The sequence below is a fragment of the Streptomyces sp. NPDC087420 genome (assembly GCF_044744165.1).
GTDB lineage: Bacteria > Actinomycetota > Actinomycetes > Streptomycetales > Streptomycetaceae > Streptomyces.
This window is the reverse complement of the sequence record NZ_JBIUXU010000015.1, coordinates 161,423-179,928: the sequence shown is the minus strand read 5'-3', so window position 1 is coordinate 179,928 and position 18,506 is coordinate 161,423. Positions and strand designations below refer to the sequence as shown.

General features: G+C 67.9%; 40 protein-coding genes. 14 read left to right on the top strand and 26 right to left on the bottom strand.

From position 1 onward, the window contains the following. The 14 genes from ACIO1C_RS29670 (at position 1) to ACIO1C_RS29605 (ending at position 9,471) form a co-directional block, all read left to right on the top strand. Positions 1–1,206, top strand: coding sequence for a hypothetical protein (locus ACIO1C_RS29670; protein WP_401869049.1), 1,206 nt, complete (start codon positions 1–3; stop codon positions 1,204–1,206). 266 nt (positions 1,207–1,472) lie between these two features. Beyond that, positions 1,473–2,009 carry a hypothetical protein gene (locus ACIO1C_RS29665; RefSeq protein WP_401869047.1) on the top strand — a complete coding sequence of 179 codons (537 nt, stop codon included), beginning with the start codon at positions 1,473–1,475 and terminating at the stop codon, positions 2,007–2,009. Positions 2,010–2,055: 46 nt separating this feature from the next. Beyond that, a complete protein-coding gene (locus ACIO1C_RS29660; protein ID WP_401869045.1) occupies positions 2,056–3,030 on the top strand; it encodes a N4-gp56 family major capsid protein in 975 nt (324 codons plus the stop codon). Further along, positions 3,030–3,308, top strand: coding sequence for a hypothetical protein (locus ACIO1C_RS29655; protein WP_401869043.1), 279 nt, complete (start codon positions 3,030–3,032; stop codon positions 3,306–3,308). Before ACIO1C_RS29660 ends, ACIO1C_RS29655 begins: the two co-directional genes overlap by 1 nt. A gap of 7 nt (positions 3,309–3,315) precedes the next feature. Further along, positions 3,316–3,462, top strand: coding sequence for a hypothetical protein (locus tag ACIO1C_RS29650; protein ID WP_401869040.1), 147 nt, complete (start codon positions 3,316–3,318; stop codon positions 3,460–3,462). Then, positions 3,459–3,752, top strand: coding sequence for a hypothetical protein (locus ACIO1C_RS29645; RefSeq protein ID WP_401869038.1), 294 nt, complete (start codon positions 3,459–3,461; stop codon positions 3,750–3,752). Before ACIO1C_RS29650 ends, ACIO1C_RS29645 begins: the two co-directional genes overlap by 4 nt. Then, positions 3,752–4,198: a hypothetical protein gene (locus ACIO1C_RS29640; protein WP_401869036.1), complete on the top strand. Its 447-nt coding sequence runs from the start codon at positions 3,752–3,754 to the stop codon at positions 4,196–4,198. The genes ACIO1C_RS29645 and ACIO1C_RS29640 overlap by 1 nt, the downstream gene beginning before the upstream one ends. After that, the gene (locus tag ACIO1C_RS29635; protein WP_401869033.1) at positions 4,198–5,106 is read left to right on the top strand and encodes a hypothetical protein; all 909 of its coding nucleotides are present in this window, start codon (positions 4,198–4,200) and stop codon (positions 5,104–5,106) included. The genes ACIO1C_RS29640 and ACIO1C_RS29635 overlap by 1 nt, the downstream gene beginning before the upstream one ends. A gap of 5 nt (positions 5,107–5,111) precedes the next feature. After that, a complete protein-coding gene (locus ACIO1C_RS29630) occupies positions 5,112–6,374 on the top strand; it encodes a hypothetical protein (protein WP_401869031.1) in 1,263 nt (420 codons plus the stop codon). Between the two features lie 3 nt (positions 6,375–6,377). Continuing rightward, on the top strand, positions 6,378–8,300 hold the full coding sequence (locus tag ACIO1C_RS29625; RefSeq protein ID WP_401869029.1) for a hypothetical protein: 1,923 nt from the start codon (positions 6,378–6,380) through the stop codon (positions 8,298–8,300). Positions 8,301–8,310: 10 nt separating this feature from the next. Further along, positions 8,311–8,592, top strand: a complete 282-nt coding sequence (locus ACIO1C_RS29620) for a hypothetical protein (protein ID WP_401869026.1) — start codon at positions 8,311–8,313, stop codon at positions 8,590–8,592. Then, positions 8,592–8,972, top strand: coding sequence for a hypothetical protein (locus ACIO1C_RS29615; RefSeq protein ID WP_401869024.1), 381 nt, complete (start codon positions 8,592–8,594; stop codon positions 8,970–8,972). Before ACIO1C_RS29620 ends, ACIO1C_RS29615 begins: the two co-directional genes overlap by 1 nt. Next, positions 8,959–9,192 carry a peptidoglycan-binding domain-containing protein gene (locus ACIO1C_RS29610; protein ID WP_401869022.1) on the top strand — a complete coding sequence of 78 codons (234 nt, stop codon included), beginning with the start codon at positions 8,959–8,961 and terminating at the stop codon, positions 9,190–9,192. Before ACIO1C_RS29615 ends, ACIO1C_RS29610 begins: the two co-directional genes overlap by 14 nt. Positions 9,193–9,195: 3 nt before the next feature. Then, a complete protein-coding gene (locus tag ACIO1C_RS29605; protein ID WP_401869019.1) occupies positions 9,196–9,471 on the top strand; it encodes a hypothetical protein in 276 nt (91 codons plus the stop codon). 214 nt (positions 9,472–9,685) lie between these two features. Here ACIO1C_RS29605 and ACIO1C_RS29600 read toward each other — a convergent pair whose 3' ends face one another. The 26 genes from ACIO1C_RS29600 to ACIO1C_RS29475 form a co-directional block, all read right to left on the bottom strand. After that, positions 9,686–9,931, bottom strand: a complete 246-nt coding sequence (locus ACIO1C_RS29600; protein ID WP_401869016.1) for a hypothetical protein — start codon at positions 9,929–9,931, stop codon at positions 9,686–9,688. Further along, positions 9,924–10,115 (bottom strand): hypothetical protein, encoded by a 192-nt coding sequence (locus tag ACIO1C_RS29595; protein WP_401869013.1) that lies wholly within the window; start codon positions 10,113–10,115, stop codon positions 9,924–9,926. Before ACIO1C_RS29595 ends, ACIO1C_RS29600 begins: the two co-directional genes overlap by 8 nt. Next, entirely contained in the window at positions 10,105–10,296 is a 192-nt protein-coding gene (locus ACIO1C_RS29590) for a hypothetical protein (RefSeq protein WP_401869010.1), read from the bottom strand. Before ACIO1C_RS29590 ends, ACIO1C_RS29595 begins: the two co-directional genes overlap by 11 nt. After that, entirely contained in the window at positions 10,289–10,558 is a 270-nt protein-coding gene (locus ACIO1C_RS29585) for a hypothetical protein (protein WP_401869008.1), read from the bottom strand. Before ACIO1C_RS29585 ends, ACIO1C_RS29590 begins: the two co-directional genes overlap by 8 nt. After that, positions 10,555–10,812 (bottom strand): hypothetical protein, encoded by a 258-nt coding sequence (locus tag ACIO1C_RS29580; protein WP_401869005.1) that lies wholly within the window; start codon positions 10,810–10,812, stop codon positions 10,555–10,557. The genes ACIO1C_RS29585 and ACIO1C_RS29580 overlap by 4 nt, the downstream gene beginning before the upstream one ends. Continuing rightward, a complete protein-coding gene (locus ACIO1C_RS29575) occupies positions 10,809–11,132 on the bottom strand; it encodes a hypothetical protein (RefSeq protein ID WP_401869002.1) in 324 nt (107 codons plus the stop codon). Before ACIO1C_RS29575 ends, ACIO1C_RS29580 begins: the two co-directional genes overlap by 4 nt. Before the next feature lie 121 nt (positions 11,133–11,253). Continuing rightward, complete coding sequence (locus ACIO1C_RS29570) at positions 11,254–11,496, bottom strand: hypothetical protein (RefSeq protein ID WP_401868999.1); 243 nt, start codon at positions 11,494–11,496, stop codon at positions 11,254–11,256. Beyond that, the gene (locus ACIO1C_RS29565) at positions 11,496–12,044 is read right to left on the bottom strand and encodes a hypothetical protein (RefSeq protein ID WP_401868997.1); all 549 of its coding nucleotides are present in this window, start codon (positions 12,042–12,044) and stop codon (positions 11,496–11,498) included. Before ACIO1C_RS29565 ends, ACIO1C_RS29570 begins: the two co-directional genes overlap by 1 nt. A gap of 37 nt (positions 12,045–12,081) precedes the next feature. Next, a complete protein-coding gene (locus tag ACIO1C_RS29560) occupies positions 12,082–12,717 on the bottom strand; it encodes a toprim domain-containing protein (protein ID WP_401868994.1) in 636 nt (211 codons plus the stop codon). Then, positions 12,698–13,150 (bottom strand): HNH endonuclease, encoded by a 453-nt coding sequence (locus ACIO1C_RS29555; protein ID WP_401868992.1) that lies wholly within the window; start codon positions 13,148–13,150, stop codon positions 12,698–12,700. The genes ACIO1C_RS29560 and ACIO1C_RS29555 overlap by 20 nt, the downstream gene beginning before the upstream one ends. Then, the gene (locus tag ACIO1C_RS29550; protein ID WP_401868989.1) at positions 13,147–13,572 is read right to left on the bottom strand and encodes a CHC2 zinc finger domain-containing protein; all 426 of its coding nucleotides are present in this window, start codon (positions 13,570–13,572) and stop codon (positions 13,147–13,149) included. The genes ACIO1C_RS29555 and ACIO1C_RS29550 overlap by 4 nt, the downstream gene beginning before the upstream one ends. Further along, positions 13,506–13,925 (bottom strand): hypothetical protein, encoded by a 420-nt coding sequence (locus ACIO1C_RS29545; RefSeq protein ID WP_401868987.1) that lies wholly within the window; start codon positions 13,923–13,925, stop codon positions 13,506–13,508. Before ACIO1C_RS29545 ends, ACIO1C_RS29550 begins: the two co-directional genes overlap by 67 nt. Next, positions 13,922–14,215, bottom strand: coding sequence for a hypothetical protein (locus ACIO1C_RS29540; protein WP_401868985.1), 294 nt, complete (start codon positions 14,213–14,215; stop codon positions 13,922–13,924). The genes ACIO1C_RS29545 and ACIO1C_RS29540 overlap by 4 nt, the downstream gene beginning before the upstream one ends. Continuing rightward, positions 14,212–14,427, bottom strand: a complete 216-nt coding sequence (locus ACIO1C_RS29535) for a hypothetical protein (RefSeq protein ID WP_401868982.1) — start codon at positions 14,425–14,427, stop codon at positions 14,212–14,214. Before ACIO1C_RS29535 ends, ACIO1C_RS29540 begins: the two co-directional genes overlap by 4 nt. Further along, complete coding sequence (locus tag ACIO1C_RS29530) at positions 14,424–14,609, bottom strand: hypothetical protein (protein WP_401868981.1); 186 nt, start codon at positions 14,607–14,609, stop codon at positions 14,424–14,426. The genes ACIO1C_RS29535 and ACIO1C_RS29530 overlap by 4 nt, the downstream gene beginning before the upstream one ends. Next, the gene (locus ACIO1C_RS29525; RefSeq protein ID WP_401868978.1) at positions 14,606–14,971 is read right to left on the bottom strand and encodes an SLOG family protein; all 366 of its coding nucleotides are present in this window, start codon (positions 14,969–14,971) and stop codon (positions 14,606–14,608) included. The genes ACIO1C_RS29530 and ACIO1C_RS29525 overlap by 4 nt, the downstream gene beginning before the upstream one ends. Beyond that, the gene (locus tag ACIO1C_RS29520) at positions 14,962–15,195 is read right to left on the bottom strand and encodes a hypothetical protein (protein WP_401868976.1); all 234 of its coding nucleotides are present in this window, start codon (positions 15,193–15,195) and stop codon (positions 14,962–14,964) included. The genes ACIO1C_RS29525 and ACIO1C_RS29520 overlap by 10 nt, the downstream gene beginning before the upstream one ends. Further along, positions 15,192–15,392 carry a hypothetical protein gene (locus ACIO1C_RS29515; protein WP_401868974.1) on the bottom strand — a complete coding sequence of 67 codons (201 nt, stop codon included), beginning with the start codon at positions 15,390–15,392 and terminating at the stop codon, positions 15,192–15,194. The genes ACIO1C_RS29520 and ACIO1C_RS29515 overlap by 4 nt, the downstream gene beginning before the upstream one ends. Continuing rightward, a complete protein-coding gene (locus ACIO1C_RS29510) occupies positions 15,392–15,586 on the bottom strand; it encodes a hypothetical protein (RefSeq protein ID WP_401868971.1) in 195 nt (64 codons plus the stop codon). The genes ACIO1C_RS29515 and ACIO1C_RS29510 overlap by 1 nt, the downstream gene beginning before the upstream one ends. Beyond that, on the bottom strand, positions 15,579–15,770 hold the full coding sequence (locus ACIO1C_RS29505) for a hypothetical protein (RefSeq protein ID WP_401868969.1): 192 nt from the start codon (positions 15,768–15,770) through the stop codon (positions 15,579–15,581). The genes ACIO1C_RS29510 and ACIO1C_RS29505 overlap by 8 nt, the downstream gene beginning before the upstream one ends. Before the next feature lie 14 nt (positions 15,771–15,784). Further along, positions 15,785–16,615 (bottom strand): AAA family ATPase, encoded by an 831-nt coding sequence (locus ACIO1C_RS29500; RefSeq protein WP_401868967.1) that lies wholly within the window; start codon positions 16,613–16,615, stop codon positions 15,785–15,787. Beyond that, positions 16,616–16,828 (bottom strand): hypothetical protein, encoded by a 213-nt coding sequence (locus ACIO1C_RS29495; protein WP_401868965.1) that lies wholly within the window; start codon positions 16,826–16,828, stop codon positions 16,616–16,618. Between the two features lie 70 nt (positions 16,829–16,898). Then, positions 16,899–17,570 carry a hypothetical protein gene (locus ACIO1C_RS29490; RefSeq protein WP_401868962.1) on the bottom strand — a complete coding sequence of 224 codons (672 nt, stop codon included), beginning with the start codon at positions 17,568–17,570 and terminating at the stop codon, positions 16,899–16,901. Beyond that, complete coding sequence (locus ACIO1C_RS29485; RefSeq protein ID WP_401868959.1) at positions 17,567–18,013, bottom strand: HNH endonuclease signature motif containing protein; 447 nt, start codon at positions 18,011–18,013, stop codon at positions 17,567–17,569. Before ACIO1C_RS29485 ends, ACIO1C_RS29490 begins: the two co-directional genes overlap by 4 nt. 86 nt (positions 18,014–18,099) lie before the next feature. Further along, positions 18,100–18,294: a hypothetical protein gene (locus ACIO1C_RS29480; protein ID WP_401868956.1), complete on the bottom strand. Its 195-nt coding sequence runs from the start codon at positions 18,292–18,294 to the stop codon at positions 18,100–18,102. Continuing rightward, positions 18,295–18,504, bottom strand: coding sequence for a hypothetical protein (locus ACIO1C_RS29475; RefSeq protein ID WP_401868954.1), 210 nt, complete (start codon positions 18,502–18,504; stop codon positions 18,295–18,297). Between the last annotated feature and the right edge of the window lie 2 nt (positions 18,505–18,506).

The window sequence follows — 18,506 nt, the reverse complement described above, 5'->3', positions numbered from 1 at the left end:
ATGAGCGTTCCGATCGAGCAGTACATCCCGGAAGAGTTTCAGGACACGATCGACCTCCCCGCCCCGGGGAGCGAGCTGGACCCCTACGCGGCGGTGAAGTTCCAGGGCACGGTGGTTTCGCAGCGGCGCACCGCCGCGCAGGCCATGGATACGTACAACAAGGCCAAGGCCGAAGCCGCCGCGCAGCTGGCGAAGTACAAGCGGAAGGGCGCCACGGCGGCCCAGAAGACCGCCGCGACCAAGGCGCGCGCCCGCGCGCTCCAGGACATGAAGCTCCAGACCGGGATCCGCAACAACGCCTTGAAGTTCCAGGCGGCTGCGCAGAACGGCATCTACAAGGCCACGGGGCAGTTCGACAAGCTCCTGACCGGGGCGAACAGGGACGCCTACGCGGCCCTCCAGTCCATGTTCAACCAGATGGGCCTGGGCAGTTTGGCGCCCAAGATCTTCGACTACGTGAAGCAGGGCTACGGGGCCGACACCATTGGCCTGCTGCTCCAGGACACCAAGGAGTACAAGGAGCGCTTCGCCGCCAACGACGCGCGCGCGAAGGCGGGCCTGCCCGTCCTGAACCCGGCCGAGTACCTCGCGGCCGAGACGTCGTACCGCCAGATCCTTGACAGCGCGGGCATGCCCAAGGGCTTCTACGACAATCCTGCCGACTTCCGGTCCTGGATCGCTGGCGACGTTTCGCCGACCGAGATCAAGAGCCGCGTGGACATGGCGACGGAGGCCGTCGACAAGACCGACCCCAACTACCGCGCGGCGCTGTACCAGATGTACGGCATCCAGGGGCAAGACCTCGCGGCGTACTTCCTGGACAGGAAGCTCGCGGAGCCGATCCTCAAGAAGCAGGCGGCGGCCAGCGCCATCGGCGCGGCGGCCCTGCGCAGGGGCTTCGGGCTCAACGCCCTGGATCTGGAGGGCTACGCGTCGCTGGGCATCACGGGCGCGGACGCCGAGCAGGCGTACGGGCAGATCGCGGGCGGTTTCGAGCAGATGCTCGGTATCGCCGGGCGCTTCGGGACCACGTGGTCCCAGAAGGAGGCGGAGCAGGAGGTCTTCACGCCCGGCGCGGCCAGCGCCGTGGGCAAGGACAGCGCCTTCGAGAAGGGCAGGAGCCTCAAGTCCCAGGAGCGGGCGATGTTCGCCGGGTCGCGCGGCTCCTCCACGCAGGGCCTCGCCGCAGGCGGCGGCCAGCGGTAGTACCCTGCGCTCAGCCGCGTCAGGGGTCCGCTTGAGAACGGACCTTCAACGAACATCGTGCCGCCTGGCGCCGTACAGCCTTAGCCCCCCGGTCCCTTCCGGGGGGCTTTGTGCTGCCATAGCGCTGATCACGTACATCCGTTAGCAGATGTACCCTCCCGGTCCGACGGACCGACCGGCCCCGTCCCAACAGGTCAAGGCCGGTAGCGGAGCGCGGACCCCCTCCCCAGGGGGCGAGCAGGCCGCGAAGGAATGAGGGAGCGGCAGTGAGCGAATACAGCTTCGGTTATGACCCTTCTGGCGAGCAGCCGGGCCTGGGCGAGACACAGGACCAGCCTCAGGGACCCAAGTGGTTCCGCGAAGGTCTGGACAAGCTCTCCAGCCAGGTAAGCGAGTTGAAGGCGGAGAACGACCGCCTCAAGGAAGCTCAGGTCAAGACCCAGGTGGCTGACGCGCTCAAGGCCAAGGGCTACGCCCCGACGGCGGCAACGCTGTACACGGGTGCGCCCGACAAGCTGGACGAATGGCTGGGCACCCACGGTGCCGCGCTCGCCAAGGTCCCTGTCGACGGACAGGAGCAGGGCGAGACGCAGGCCCAACAGGGCCCCCCGGTCACCGTCGTTCCGGCTGACGGTCAGGAAGCGATGCAGCGCATGCAGGAGGCCGGCACGCAGGGCGTGGCGCCTCCGCAGGGAACCGACCGGGAGCTTGCCGCGGCCCTCAAGGCCGCCAACCCCGAGCAGTTCGCGGCGCTGATGCGCGCCAACGGCTCCCAGCACGACTGGCTGGGCACCGTCTCCTGACCTCTTCCCCGTTCCTACGGCACCCCGGAAGGGGTGAGAGGCCACCATGGTTAACGCATTTACGGACTCAACCGCGATGAGCAACGCCGTCCAGACGGCGTATGACAAAACGTTCGAATTCGCCCTTCGCTCGCAGCCCCTCTTCCGGGCTGTCGCTGACAAGCGTCCCCACAACCTGACCGCGCCCGGTGCGTCGATGGTCCTGGAGCGCTACGCCGACCTTGCGGTGGCGACCACGCCACTGACCGAGACTGCGGACCCGGACTCGGTTGCCATGGGCAACCCGACGACCGTGACGCTGACGCTGAACGAGTACGGCAACCCCGTCTTGAGGACGCGGAAGCTTTTCCTCACGTCGCTGACCGACGTGGACCCCGCGATCGCCAACATCGTCGCTTTCAACGCGGCCGAGTCGATCGACACCGTCGTGCAGACCGAGCTGCGCTCGGGCACGAACGTGATCCAGCGCAAGGCCGGTACGGTCTCGTACGTCACCAACGGCACCGTCTCGCTGCCGGTCGGTACGACCATGGCCGCGACCGACATCTTCAATTCCGCCATCGCGCGGCTGGCTGTGGCCAAGCTGCGGACCAACAAGGCCGTCCCGCGCCGGGGTTCGCTCTACTGGTCGGCGATCCACCCCGAGGTCTCCCACGACCTCCGGGCGGAGACCGGCTCCGCCGGATGGCGTGACCCGCACAACTACAGTGCGGTGGGCAACGTCTGGTCGGGCGAGATCGGCACCTACGAGGGCGCCTTCTACGTCGAGACCCCGCGCGCGTACAACGCCGTGGACGCCGGCACCGGCGACAACACGGTGCGGCGCTTCCGGACCTACTACGCGGGCCAGCAGGCCCTCGCGGAGGCCGTGGCGGACGAGTTCCACATCGTCGCCGGTCCCGTCGTGGACAAGCTCGCGCGGTTCCGGCCGCTGGGTTGGTATGGGATGGCCGGCTGGAAGCTGTACAGGCAGGAGGCGCTCATCCGCGCCGAGACCTCCAGCTCCATCGACTCCAGCTGATGGCGGGCTGGGTCTTCCGGCCCCCCACGGTCGATGAGGGCCCGGCCACCTGGACAGACCCGCTGTTCCTGCGGCTCAAGCTGCCGCGAGGCATCACGGTCCTGGAGGGACCGCCCGGCGCTTACCGGGCGGTCCGCTTCCCGACTCAGGACGAGATCGCGGCGTCTGCGCCAGCGATGTACATGGGCGGCCACGAGTACGTCGTGGACGACGCCACCAAGGCCGCCCTCATCGCCGGAGGCGTGGGCGTGGACGAATCGAACTTCTCCGCTCAGTGAGGGCGACATGGACGACGACAAGGACTGCTGCCCCACCGGGGACGGTGGCAACAGCACCATCACCAACCAGGACGAGATGGAGATCCTGGCACGCACCACGGCCGGGATGACCGTGCGCATCGAGGGCTACCAGGCTGCGGAGCCCCAGCGATGACCTGCTCGACTGGGTGTAAAACCCAGGACCACACGAGCTACGCGGCCTGCCTCTCCGACAAGGCCGTCAAGACGTTCCTCGCCAGCCCCAGCAAGGGGCTGGACGGCTCCACGCAGAAGCGCTGGGACGCGGAGCTGTCCGCGTACCGCAACGCCCGCTCCGAGGGCATACAGCCCGACGGGACGACCATGCGGAAGGTCACGGAGGCCGTGAAGGCCTCCGACAAGACCGGCATGGCGTACGGGCGGGACTTCAATGTGGCGACGCCCATGAAGGCCGAGGCCGCCTGATGGAGATGCGCGTAGGCATCGAGGACGCGAACGGGGACATCCTCCAGATGGACTCCTCGGGGCGGATCACCGCCAACAGCGTGGCGCAGATCGCCACGACCATGTTCACCGAGGCCACCACCGCTCGTCTGACGACGAACAACACCACCACGCAGACGTGGCTGGCCAATGCCAGCACGTGCTGGGTGAGCGTGAACCTCACCGCCCTCTCGGGCGGTACCGCTCCGACCGTGGTCGTCTCGCTCCAGCAGCAGGACGGCAACGCCAACTGGCAGACGCTCGCCAGCACATCGGCGCTCAGCGCTGTGGGCCTGACGCAGTTCTCCGTGGGCGCCGGCATGACCAACGGGGCCATGCTCCTGGCGGGCGGGAACTACCGCTTCTCCTGGGTCATCACGGGCACGCCCGCCGCCTGCTCCTTCCAGATCGCCATGTCGGGCCGCTGATGGCGACCTTCGACCAGCTCGTCTCTCAGGTCCGGCAGAAGCTCCTGGGCTTCTCGATGAGCCAGGAGTCGATGTCCGTGCTGGGCGCGGACATCACTGCTTCCGACATCACCTTCCAGGCCGACGGGGCGACCATCACCAACCTGTCCCGTGGCCTGGCGGAGATCGGGGACGAGCTGGTCCTGGTCCAGAAGTGGGACCAGCAGAGCGGCACCGTCACGGTGCTGGGCGGCACAGCGGGCCGTGGCTACGAGGGCAGCACGGCTGCCGCGCACGCCACGGGGACGCTCATCACAGCGGCTCCCGCGTTCCCTCGCGTGCGCATCAAGGAAGCGATCAACGAGGCCATCGCGGGTCTCTACCCGCACCTGGTCGTGTTCAGCACGACCGACTTCGCGTACAACGCAGCGCAGATCGAGTACCCGCTTCCCTCGGAAGCGAAGGACGTCTGGTACGTGGTGGGCCGCTGGGTCGGCCCCGAGAAGGTCAGCGCTCCGATGCCCAACTGGCGCTACAACCCGAAGGCGTCGCTCGCGGACTTCCCCACCGGGAAGTCGATCCAGCTGTTCGACGGCATCACTCCGGGCCAGAACATCCGCATCGTGTACGCCACGCAGCCAGCGCCTCTGGCGGTCGGTACGGACGACTTCGCGACCGTGACGGGCCTTGCTGGCCGGGTCTCCGACCTGGTCGTCTACGGGGCCGTGAAGCGCCTTCTGCCCGGCCTCCTGGGAGGCCGTCTCCAGCAGCAGGCCATCGAGGCGACCGAGAGGGCTGCACTGGTCACCGTGAAGGACATCTCCGGAGCGACGCAGATGTACGCCTCGCTGTACGCGGAGCGCCTCGAAGAGGAACGGACGCTCATGTTTTCGGAGCTGCCCAATTATGCGACGTTTCAGGGGAGTTGACCGATATGGCGAACAGCTACTTCTACTCGAATACGGCACTCCCCACCGCGCTCACAGGCTCGATCTCCTCGGGCGCCACCGCGCTCAACGTCGGCGCCACCACCGGGTTTCCCAGCTCATTCCCGTACATCCTCGCCGTGGACTATGGCGCCGGGACGGAGGAGCTGGTCTCCGTTTCATCGGCCGCCGGCCTCACGCTGACCGTGGCCCGGGGCTTCGGCGGCACGAGCGCCCAGAGCCACAGCCTGGGCGCTGTCGTACGGCACGTGTACAACAGCGTGGACGCGACCGACTTCCGTACACACGAGGCCGCCACGGCCTCCGTGCACGGCGTGACGGGCGCCCTGGTGGGCGCCACGCAGACGCAGACGCTCACCAACAAGACACTGACCTCGCCTACGGTCAACAGCGGCATCTTCGCCAACGGTGGGAGCTTCGCCGGTACGTACACCGGCACGCCAACGTTCTCCGGCGCGGTGGTGCTCTCCGGCACCCCGAGCATTTCGACCGGCGCCGCCCTGGCGGGCACCTTCACGGGCACGCCGACCTTCTCGGGGGCCCTGACCCTGTCCGGCACCCCGAACCTGACGAGCCTGATGCGCGGCAGCCGTGGTGCTACCACCGACACGCAGTACGAGACGCGCGTGACGGGCGACGCCAGCGCCCGCTGGTACACCCAGGCCGACGGGAAGCTCGCCTGGGGCCCCGGCTCAGGAGCGGTGGACACGCTCCTGTACCGCTCGGGGGTGGGCACGCTGGGCACGGACACCACCTTCGAGGTGGGCGGGGATCTCCACGTCTTCGGCGTGGGCAAGGAGCTGTTCGCCTACAAGGCGGCCCAGACGTCCAGGACGAGCCTGGACGTCCCCGCAGCGGACCCGGACCTCCAGCTGAGCGTGGTCGCGAACGCGGTGTACCGCATGGACGGCGTGCTGTTCTTCGCCGGTGACGCAGGCGCGGCCCAGGGACGCATCAACGTCGACTTCAACGCGCCGGCAGGCGCGACCGGCACGTGGACGGGCACGTTCATCGACCTGTCATCCACGGGCGAGCCGTCCTCCATGCGTCAGCTCGCGACGGACCTCACGGCCGCCCGGGGCGGTGGGGCCTACGGCTCCGGTACGGACGCGGCCGTCATGCTCCGAGGGCTGATGATCACATCAGGCACAGCAGGCTCGTATCAGCTGCTCTGGTCGCAGCTGTCCACCGACACCACGGCGACCATTGTGCGCGCGCATTCCTGGCTCAGCCTTCGACGGGTGGCGTAGCCCATGGCAGGCATCGTCAGCAGGCTCCCGTTCCCGCTCTCGGGCCGTACGGCCACCGCGTCCAGCTCGTTCGGGATGGACGGCGTCCAGTACGCGTACGCCCTGGGCGGGATGCCCTGGCTGACCGCCATCAGCGATGAGCGGACGCTGACGCGCGCAGGCGCGGCCAGCAAGAAAGACCAGGTCGATCAGCAGCAGATCCCCGGCGAGCAGTCGCTCGCCGGCTGGTGGCTGCGGAGCCAGATGTCCTTCATCGGAGGAGCCGGGCTCCTCTACCAGGACCCCTCCAGCGACAACCAGTACGCGATTCGCTACGGCGACTCCGTCGGCGTGAATCCCTGGATCAACGGCGAGCTGACGCTCCTGCGCGAGACGTCCCAGCGCATCGCCGACGGAACGTCGGACAAGCATCTCCTGGTCGGCTGGAACGACGGCACGGACCGCTACTGGTCCGCCGTAGGCAACGTCCTCAAGAGCGACACGGGCGCGGCCACCACGACGATCACGTGGGGCGGCGCCAACGCGATCCGCTCGCTCGCCGCGGACGGGACGAACTACTACGCGGCCGACAACGTCGGCGTGTACAAGGGCGCCGGGAACGGCGCGGGCACCAAGCTCTGGAACACGGGCTCCACGAGCACCGTGGTCCGGTGGGTCAAGGGCCGCCTCATGGCGGGCATCGGAGCAGCCGTCTACGAGCTGGTGGGCGGCGCCCCGCCCACCCTGCCCACGGCCAAGTTCACGCACCTCAATGCCTCGTGGACATGGACGGACATCGCGGAGGGCACGAACGCGATCTACGCGAGCGGCTACGCCGGAAGCCAGTCGGACATCTACAAGTTCGTGCTCGACACGAGCGGGACCGTACCCACGCTCGCCTCCGGCGGCGTGCTTGCCGCCCAGCTTCCGCGCGGCGAGGTCGTGTACAGCATGACCACGTACTTGGGCGCCTTCGTCGGCATCGGCACCTCACGCGGCTTCCGCGTCGGGGAGATCAACGACAACGGGGACCTGAACTACGGCCCCTTGCTGATCGAGAACGCCTTGGGCGTCAAGGCCGTGGCGGCGTACGACCGCTTCTTCTTCGTCGGTGCGACGAACGCGATCGCCAGCGCGAGCGGGCTGTACCGGGTGGACCTCGGTCAGCCCATCCAGGACAACGGCGGGTCCCCGAGCGTGCGCTACGCGTACGCGACGGACCTCCAGTCCAAGCAGACCGGGGAGGTCTGCTCCGCGACGAACTTCGGGAACTCCGACCGCATGGTCTTCGGCGTGGTCGGACAGGGCAGCTACCTGGAGTCCGCCTCCTCGCTGGAGGCGAGCGGCTACCTCCGTACCGGCCGGGTCCGGTACAACACGCTGGAGCCGAAGATCTACAAGTTCGTGTCGGTCAAGACGCCGAACTCCCTGATGGGCTCCGTGGGCGTCTCCGTGCTCGATCCCGGCGGAGCCGACACCACCATCATCACGGTGGCGGAGGGCTCGTCCCTGGCCATCCAGGACGTCATCATGGCCGCGCCCGCCAGCGCGGTGGAGTGGGTGCAGCTCAAGCTGACGCTCACGCGCAGCTCGACCGACACGTCCCAGGGCGGGGAGGTCAACGGGTGGCAGCTCAAGGCCATGCCGGGCGCGGTGCGCCAGCGGATCCTCACGATCCCGTTCCTGTGCTTCGACCTGGAGGCCGACCGCTCCGGCCAGAAGATCGGCTATGAGGGTCGTAGCCTCGCGCGCCTGGAGGCGTTCGAGCAGATCTTCGCGAGGGGAGACGCGGTCTCCCTGCAAGACCTCAAGAACGACACGTCGAGCCTTGTGGTCATTGACGATTACAGGTTCGAGCAGAAGGCGGAGCCCGGCTCCAACCTCTCCACCACGGGCGGAGTGCTGTGGGTAGAGCTGAGAACCATCGCTGATGTCATCACCACGTAAGGAAGCTGCCATGGATCAGAAGCCCAGCGTCGGACGCATCGTCCACTACGTCTCGTACGGCACGCCCGGAGGCGAGTACACCTCGCAGTGCCGCGCGGCCATCATCACCGAGGTCGCTCCCCTCGAAGGCAACGATGCCGCCCAGGCGGACATCGAGAACTGGGACGAAGGCCAGCGCTGCTCCGTCAGCCTCGCGGTGCTGAACCCCGGGGGGATGTTCTTCAACACGCGCCTGTTTCAGGACGAGACCGCCCAGCGCGGCGGTACGTGGCACTGGCCGGAGCGCGTCTGATGCCCATCGACTTCGAGTCCATCCCCGAAGAGGACGCGCACGACTATCCCGTGACGCCCTTCCTGGACTTCGCCAGGGAGCAGGAGCGTCCCGAGCCCGAGGGATCCAAGCGGTTCGCTGCGGCGCAGCGAGAAGTGGAACACCTCTTGGAGGCGGACGCCACGCCCTGGAGCATCGTCTATGCCCTTTGGGGGCGCTTCAAGTTTCTGGACAGCCAGTCGGGACACGTCTACCTGTCGACGGCGTGCCTCCACGAGGAGCACGCGTACTGCCAGGCCAAGAAGGGCCAGGCGGGCCCGAAGAAGCCCGGCGAGTGCAAGTTCTGCACCGCGCGGTGCATCTGCGACTGCCACAAGGAGGCCGACGATGTGGCCTCCTGACCGTGCCATCATCGCGCCGGCCAACGAGGCCGAGCGGGACGCGATGCGCACCGCCCAGCGGGCGCTGAGGCTCAACGAGACGGGCCTCATGGATGAGGCCACCAGGGCCTCCCTGCGGGGCACGCAGGCGCTCTTCAAGCTTCCGGTCACAGGGGTCCTGGACCGGGCCACAGCGGAGGCTCTGGACCGCCTCCGCCCACCATCCCTCCGAGAGGACTAGCGCATGAAGATCACAGGGTTCCAGTTCGGAGCGCTCGCCGTCATAGTCGTGGGCACCGTCGCCCTGATGCTGTTCGACAAGCCCACCGGGTCGTACATCGCGCTGGTGACGCCGATCCTGGCGGCGATGTACCTGGACAACAAGACCGAGAAGCAGAACGTCGTCCTGGACGAGCAGGACAGGAAGCTCGACCAGATCACGCACCAGACCAACGGGATCCTGACCGAGCGCATCAAGACCGCCGTGGGCGAAGCGCTCGCGGAGCGGGACAGGCAGTAGCCTGCCCAACGGCAGCGCACCTCCTGGTGGGCAAACGAAAAAAGAGGGCCCCCTCATCGCGAGGGGGCCTTCTTCATGCGGTCCAGCCTGGCGGCCGGATGATCAATCCCACCGCCAGGGGGCGACCCGGAGAGAGGTCCGGGTGATCAAGCCCAGAAGCCGGGTCGCGTGGCGACCCGTTGTCCCTGGAGAGGAAGCCGCCGGGGACATCCTGTCACGCCTTGGCGCGCTTGGACGAGACGTCCTCCAGCTTCACGCTGATGTCCCGGCTGACCTTCGTCAGCTCGGAGCGCTGGAAGCGCACGACCGTCAGCGGGTCGTCGTACCGGGGGGCCAGCTCCGTGGCCCGCTGGAGGGCGGTCTCGTAGTTCGTGGTCCGCCCGTCGTCGCCGAGGTTGTGCGACTCCATGGGGAGTGGTGTCCCACTGGGGCCCTCCACGCAGTACCACTCGCTATCCATCGATGTCCTCCTTGTGGGACAGGGTGTCGAGAAACTTGATGCGCATGGCCAGAGCACACACGCCGAGCTTGATCGCGTCCGACACGGTCATGCCCGTACCGAGGCATGTGGCGAGGTCGTCGTGGAGGGTCTGGTCGACCCTGGCACCCACCTTGGTGCCGACCTGTGGGACGTCACCCGGCATCGTGGGACACCCGCCTCGCGGTGACGTTGGCGGTGACGTACACCGTCGCGAGGTACGCGACTCCGCCAAGGATGAGGCGGGTCCAGGTGAGGCCTGGCCCGCCCGGCACAAGGCCCGCCGCGAAGACGCTCAGGCCCACGGCCTGGGACGTGGCCCACGTGATCCAGAAGCGCCTACCCACCGTCGGACACCTCCGCCCGGCGCAGCAGCTCTTCGTGCCACGCGTCGGACACGTCCGTGAAGCGGACCATGGGACTGTCGTCGTGGTACTGCATCTCGCTCCCCATCCACTCCGTGGCCAGCGAGCGGAGTTCACGGTCCTCGTAGTAGTTGTGGTCGCGCTCGTCCCGAGGCTGCGCCTCGCGGTCCGCGAAGGTGACTTCCGCGATCAGGAAGAACCGGCGCACCGGTTCCCCGTCGATCCGCAAGCGGTCGATCTTCACCCGGACACCTCCGGGTCGATCAGGTCGGCGGCGGAACGCCACCCGGCGACATGGCGGATCACGTGCTCGGCTTCGCCGGGATACGACCATGGCCCGACAAAGTCCCGGATCTTCTCCGCCAGCTCGTGGGCGTAGGCGTTGCGGTAGGCCGCGAAGTGCTCCTCGATCTGGTCGGCAGACCAGCCCGCTTCGTCCAGGGTGTGCCACAAGGTGCGCTCCGCCTCGGAGCGCTCGGGGTCGATGGCCTTGCTCACACCTGCTCCTCGGGTGGGATCAGCTCGTAGTCCGCGCCCTCCGGCACGGCCGGCGGCTCCGCCATGGGCTTGGCCCAGCCGAGCGTGGGTGGCTGGTACTGCGCCCCGGGCGGCGCGTGGAGGTCCCGCACGATCGGGTTGAAAAGGGCGGACGGTGCCCGAGCGGGCTGCTCGCCCTCCACGAGGGCGATGATCCGCTTGAGCTTGCGGACGAGAGCCTCTTCGTCGTCCTCCGGGAGGAGGGAGACGGTGGACTCCACCTCGCCGTCCGCCCAGAGGAAGCGGACGCTTGAACGCTCACGGGACATGGTCAGGGCCATCAGGCGGTCTCTTCCTGCTTGAAGGCGGCGCGGCGCTCGGCGGCGCGAGACGGCTGGCGTCGTTCGGTGTAGTACCAGGGCCGGAGCTTGATCCACCTGGAGGGCATGCCCCTGGGGCGCATTAGTCGGTCTCCTCTTCGATTCCGTACCGGCGGACTACCGCGAGCTCTGCGCGCAGGTCGTTCACGTACGACTGGAGCGCGCTTTCCGAGCGCTTGATCGCCTCGATGGTTCCGCACAGACCGCGCTGCTCTTCGTCCGCCACGGCCATGACGGCTTCGGCGGCAACAGATGACAGCGGACTGTTGAAATCGGCCCGTACGAGCGCTGTTCGATATCGTTCGCGTCGCTCGCCCTCCGCCATCAGCTGGCCTCCTTCGCGGTGATGGGCTGTATGCCGACGATCCCGGCCACTTGGCCGGGCGTGTGCTTGATGACGAGCGCGCCGTCCACGGCCGTGACCGTGGCGTCCCCGGGGAGCGCCACCTCGTAGAGGTGACCGTCCACGCTGTACGCCACGGCGTACGGCGGGCGGCGCACGGGCTGGGGAGGCCTGGGGTCCAGGGAATTCGGCCCGCACCCTGCGGGCCCCGTCGCGCACTCCTCGGGGGTTCCAATCCCGCAGTGGCAGAGCTGGGGAGGGACCTGCTCCTCTTCCTCGGGCGTGAGGGGCGGCTCCGTCTCGGGCTCCGCAAGGAGACTCACCGCGTCGCAGGCGCACTTGAAGACACCGCCGGTCTGGTCGTGCGGCTCCGCTGCACGGTCCGCGACCGCCTGCCAGTTGGCTCGCCTCTCGTCGCGGTCTCTCGTGGTTACGTCGTACAGCGGAGCCTCGCTCAGCGGGACGGGGGCAGGCGAGTCCGCCTCGAACTCATGGAAACCGTGATCCTGGCAGCCTCTCGGCTTGCCCATGTGCCGGGAGCGGGTGCACCCGCAGGTGCAGACGGGCTCACTCAGCGATGAGACGGCGGACACCGTCTGCTCCTTCGCGTCTGAATACGTCGTTGACATCAGAACCTCTCGGCATGGAAATCGGTCTGGCCTTGGCCTCTTTGGCCAGGAAGGAGCTGAACTTGCCGCCCGCGTCGTCACCGTCGCCGAAGGCGTACACGGTGTCGAAGTCCTCAAGGCAGCGGGAGAAGTGGGCGGCCCACGTGTTCACGCCGGGCACGCCGACGGCCGGCAGGCCGCACATGGACAGCGTCAGCGTGTCGATCTCGCCCTCGGCGACGCAGACGAAGGGCGAGTCCTTCTTCAAGTCCAGGACGTTGAAGAGGTTGCTTCCCCCGTCGGGGAGGGACAGGTACTTCGCGTGCCCCTCGCAGGCGTGCTGCTCGATGCAGCGGAAGCGGATGTTCACCGGCCCGGAGGGCGTCAGGTACGGGATCGCCATGCGACCCGCGTACTGCTCGTGGCCCGTCAGGGGCGTCCTAACGGCGCCCAGGCGGAACTGCCCCGCTTCCAGCTCGCCGAAGCCACGGCCGGCCAAGTAGGCCTGCGCCGCAGCATCCAGCGCGAGGTCTGCTTGGTACCGAGACACCGCTTGCTCGAAGAAGCGCCGCTCCTCAGACGACGGAGTCTGCACGGCGCCGCCTGCTGTAGTCGCGGTTCTGCTCGCGACCGCACGCCCGGCAGCGACGATGGCCGCGAGGATAGACGTACGTGTTCTCGCTGCTGTATGGATGCCCCTGCGGGCAGTGGGTCTTGGCGCGCATGTTCCCGCCGGCGTCCCCCCGCCGGTGATTCTCAATCCCGGCGACGGCTTCGAGATGCGCAGGCGCCACACAGTGGCGGTTCGTACAGCCCTTGGCCTTGACGTGGTCGATGACCAGTCCGTCGGGTATCGACCCGTACGCCAGGGTGTACGAGACCCTGTGAATGAGGACTTGCTTCCCGCTCAGGTAGAACGAGACGTAGCCATCGGGGCGTACGTACTTCGTCCACAACATGCAGCCCTGCTCGTTCGGCAGGGCGACCTTGGACCAGAAGCGACGTTCGTCGCTCTCTGTGAGTATCACGCGCTCCTTCTTCCTGGCGGGACGTATCTGCGTCCCGCCGGTGCGGTATCAGCGCTCTCGCCAGGACGCTGATACCGGCCCCGCGTGGCTCGCTTCGGCACTTCGTGGCCCGAAGCGGCAAGGATCTTGCTGGCCCTGTCGAGAGCGTCTCCACGCGAGCAGCCCTCCATTGCCATGATCAAGTTGAGTGCGGTGCCCTTGGCGTCGCACGAGAAGCAGAAGAAGACGCCCTTGTCGACGTTGACCGTCATGGAAGGGCGTCTCTCCGAGTGCACGGGACACAGCACCGCTGTGTTGCCCCAGCGGTTGCCGTCCAGGTCCACGCCGTAGTGGAGCAGGATTGGGACGAGCGGGATCAGTGGAGAGACTGGATCATCCGACCGAGAACCTCGCGACCGAGTTCGAAATCCATCCGGACCCATCGGCACACCTCCGGGAGCTTTTCCGGCGGCGTGTACATCAGGTCTTCGAGGCCGACCTGATACGCCGGTACCCAGAAGTCCCACTTGGCCACCGGCTTGTACGGCACCTTGATGACCAGGAAGCAGTGGTCCGCTTCCGCGTTCGCCATCTCGGTCAGCGTCTCGCGCTGCCACTTGACCAGCTCGATCTTGACTGCCGCCTTGATCTCCCCGACTGTACGCGGGATGCCAGCGATGTCGCCCTTGTCCTTGTTGCCCGCGAGCGCTCGGCGCTCGGCGAGCGGCCAGTGCTCCTTGAGGAACTTCACGGAGTCGGTCTCCGCTTTGGTGCCCTTCGCCTTCGACTTGGTCACGAGCCCTCCCTGTACTTCGCGAGGGCTTCCCGGACGGACTCCTCGCTGGAGTCCGCCGAGTCCCACCACTCCACGGCGTGCCAGACGTCGGAGAGCCGCTTGATCCGGACTTCGGCCCGGATCTCCCACTGCTGGAGCATGACGAGCAGCTCCTCGGTCTCCGCTGCCGCGTCCGTGGCGTAGCCGAGACCGGCCAGACGGTCGGCCATTTCACGCAGCGCGTAGCGCTTGTTGTTGATCTCCTCCAAATCGCTTGCCCAGCACAGGTAGTTGTAGCTTCCGCCGCTCACCAGCACCCCTGGGCGTGCTTCAAGGCCGCCGCGAAGGCGGCGCGCTGACTGGGCATCTTGAACTCCGTCGCGATCACTTGGCGATGCGGGCAGTGGTGGAACCACGACCAGCCGCCCAGGCGGCGGAGTCGCCTGACCTTCACCTTGACGATCACTGGCACGGGCCAGTTGGGCACGTACTCGGGCAGGTCGTGGGGCAGGTGCTCGCTCACGTGGGACGCCTCCACTCCATGACGAGCACTCCACCCGTACCGGGATCTTCGGCTCCGCCGAGGCGGATTTCCGCCCAAGCGCACTCGCACTGGGCGTCGTCGGAGATCCAAAGCATGTGGCCCTCGCGCTGCGCGTCCAGGATGACGTTCTGGATCCTGTCCGCCCATTCTTCGGCGCTCACGACGTCACGATCCTCACCGGAATGCCCGCCAGCTTGGCGAGCTTGATCGTGCCCTGCGTACCCGAGCCCTCGGGCAGCGGGAAGGCGAGGACCAGGTCCGCGCCCGCCGCGATCATGCGGCGGTTGCGCTCGGGGCCGGCGGCCTTGCCGCGATGTCCCCAGTCGGCGTGGAAGCGCTCGACGGTGCACCCGTCCCGCTGGCCCACCAGCTCGAACCACTCCTGCGCCATCGCGTCCGCCCCGGTGGAGCAGTCGCCGTGCATCAGATGGAAAGCGCCCTGCTCCTGCCAGACGTCGCGCAGCGCCCAGAAGACGGCCTTCCTGTCGGGCCAAGCCCTTGAGCCCGTGACGATCACACGCATGCGTTCTTCCTCTCCTGCTGGTCGCCGCAGCGGCGGCAGATGCGCCACTGGCGGCCGGGGTTGAAGGAGATCGAGCTGTCGTGCTCGACCAGGGACCCGCACCAGCGGGTCCAGCGGTGGGTGGGGCGGCAGAGCCGCCGTACGGCCCACCAGGCGCCAATCGCGGCGCCAGACAGCAAAGGGGCCGCCACGATGGCGGCCCCCAGTACGCGCGCGGCTGTCATGGCTGCGTCTCGGCGGCGGGCGGGTCCGGGAGGATGTCCCGGTCGTGGGGTTCGCCGCCGATCAGCTGAGCAGGCGTGTAGCCGCTGCCCTGAATGGCCGGGCCGGTGTGCCGGGGACGGGACCTGGACGGGCAGGCTGCGGAGTGCCTGGGCGCGGGCAGCTTGCACTTCCCGCACCGCCGGTCGTGGTCGGGCATCACGCTTCCTCCAGGCCCTTGAGGATGTCCGCGTACGCGTCGGCGTCCGCCTGGATCTCCCTGACCTGCTTGCCCAGGGCGGAAGCCCTGGGGCCCGTGGCGGGCGCTGTGCGCCACTCGGAGCGCAGGCGCTCCGCCCTGAGGTCGAGCGTCGCGTGGCGGAGTCTCAGCTCCTTGAGAACGAGATCAGTCATCGCTCTTGGCCTCCAGCTCGGAGGCGGCTTCAATGCACCTCGCGGCCAAGGCACGAAGCTGAGCGGGGTTGAGGGGGTTGCCGTTGTAGGCGACGTCGAAGTTGCCTTCGTCGGCCTGGAGACACAGCGTTCCCTCGGGGGAGAAGCCATCCGTCAAGCTCCACCCTCCGGTGTCGTCAGTCATCGACTGATGGTCACTCATGAGTCCCAGTCCTCTCCGCCCCAGCCGGGCGCATAGCCCCGGGGCGCGTTCACGTAGTCGGAGACGTACGACGTCTCCGCGTCGAGCGTCATCGGAAAATGGTTGTTCGCATCGGCGTCCGCCTTGGCGTGGCGGTTCTTCACGCACGCCACGTGCAGCTCGCCCGTGGGCGTCAGCCCGCACGTGACGATCAGTTCGGGGATGGCCGCGACCTTGCCGTGGATGTCCGAGCGACGCGGGCACGGCCGCTTCGTGCGCTCGCTGTCAGCGGCGTGGTGTACGAGCAGGACGTGAGCGCCCGTCTCGCGCGCCAAGACCTTGGACTGGCGGAGCAGGTCCCGCAGGGACCCCCACTCGTCCCCGGTGTCGTGTCCGATGTCGGACGCGATGTCCACGACGATCTGGTCCGGGTACCGGCCCTCGCGCTCGTGGAACGCGTACGCCTCCAGCCAGACGTCATCGAGCGACGGGTCCGGGCGGAAGCACCAGGTGAGGAAGTCGTACTGCGCCAGCAGGCGCTTGCACTTGTCGGGCTCGGTGCGGAGCCACTCCTCCGTGACGGAGGTGGGCGTACGGGTGTTGATGGCCAGCAGGCGGGACGCGACGGTGTCGGCGTCGCTGTCCGTGGAGAACGCCAGCGTGGGCGTTCGCATGTTCACGAGAGCGTTGAGGACGATGCGGGTCTTGTGGGAGCCGGGAAGCCCGGCGAGCATCGAGACCGACGCCCCCCGGAACTTGATCCCGCGCTCGGACCATGACGCGAAGGGGCTCGCCAGGGGTTCCTTCCCCAGCGAGCCCCTTGCTACAGAGCGGGACAGCGTCTCCAACTAGAGACCTGCCCCCAGAAGCCCGAGCCACGGTGCCGCGTCGCGCGCCGAGAAGATCGGCGGAAGCTCGACGTGTACGACCGGATTCGGCTTGCGGACCTGCTCCAGCTCGGCGAGGAACGCCGCCGTGCGCGCTTCGTCCTCCGCCGTGCGGGCCGGCGCGAAGCGCCCTTCCGGGTCGTTGCGCGTCAAGTGCCTGGACCGTGATGCCATGGGATCACCCCCTCCCCCTCGCCGCCCAGTGTGGCGGCAAGAGGGAGCGAGCGGGAGGGGATCCGCCATCTCAGGCGGGGACGGGGGTGAACTGGCCGAACGCCTGGACGGCTTCGGGGGTGACGTGCCAGCTCTTGTTCGCCTTGTTGAAGCTGACCTGCCCACCCTCGGTGGGGCGGCCCTTACGCATGCCATACTGCGTGACCAGCGCGTCGAACGCGGCCTTCGGACCACCGAAGCCGACGGTCAGCTTGTACCAGCCCGCCTGGCGATACTCGGCGGTGTTGTCCTGCACGGCGGCGCCCCCGGCCGGGGCGCCCGCGTTCTGCCACGCCGCCGGGGCGGTGCCCGGCGCGCCCGGGAACTGCTGCGCGGGCTGCTGGTTGAACTGCTGCTGCGCAGCGGGGAACTGCCCCTGCGGGGGCAGGGCGGGAGCGGGCGGGCCCTGAGGGGCCGGAACGGCGCTGACCGGGCCGAGACCCTGGGCGACGGCCATCTCCGCCTTCATGTGGCTGAACACGGCCGCCGCGACGGACGTGGTGCCGGCGTCCATGAGCGCCTGGTAGCGCTCGTTGATCTCCTGCGGGGTGTTGCCCCGGACCACGATCATCGGACCGCGCCCGTCCATCGAGATCGTGTAGAGGTGGTTGTTGGGGTTCAGAGGAAACTCGGGGAACGAGGGGCCGCTCTCGGCCTCGAAGTCCTCGGTTGCCACGGTCTCGGTTACAGCCTCGGTCGTCATGCGCTCCTCTTCCTGCTCGTGTATGCGCGCTGGTTCATGGCCCGACAGATGCGGCACTGCCGCTGGCCGGCCGGGTCGTTGTAGGTGTTCTTACTGTCGTACGCATGACCTCGACAGCACTTCGTCTTGCGGCCATTGAGGGCCGAGGGGGAATCGCTGCGGCGATTGTTCTCCGCGTACGTCACCGCCTCCAGGTGGAGCGGTGCGACGCAGTGGCGGTTCGTGCACCCGTTGAGCTTGACGTGGTCAACGATCAGCCCGGCCGGTATCGGGCTGTAGGCCAGCTCGTACGAGACGCGGTGGACAAGCGGCCGTTTCCCGTTCAGCCAGAAGACGGCGTAGCCCTTCTTTCCGACACTGTCCAGCCACAACATGCAGCCCTGCTCGTCCGGCAGGGCGACCTTCGACCAGAAGCGACGTATGTCGCGTTCGGAGGCCGGCAACTACTCCTCCGCCCTCTTGTTACGGATGCAGCCCGGGTGGTGGCCGCACGCCTCACAACACGCACCGCAATCACACTGCGTGAGCGTCACTTCTCGTTGTCCCGATGCGTGCCGTGCGTGTGGCACCAGCCCGGAGACCGCTCCGGCTCGGGCGCCGGAGGCGGGGGCGGATTCTTGTCGTCCGCCGCGAAGGCGGCGAACATCAGCGGGTAGTACGCCTGGCCGATGAGCCAGGCGATGGCGGCACCGGTCAGCACGGTGCCCACAGCCCCGAGGTCCATCTAGAAGATCTCCTTCCAGACGACCAGCGCTTCGTTCTCGCCCAACCTGTTGACCTTGGCAATGAGCGCCAGGACGAAGTCCAGGACTTCGTCATCCAGGTTCATGTCCAGGGTCGGCTCGTCCTCGAAGCTGATCTCCGGAATGTGGAAGCCGTGCTCGACAGTGACCGGGTCCTCTTGATCAACGAGCTTCGCTCGGATGTAGCTCACTG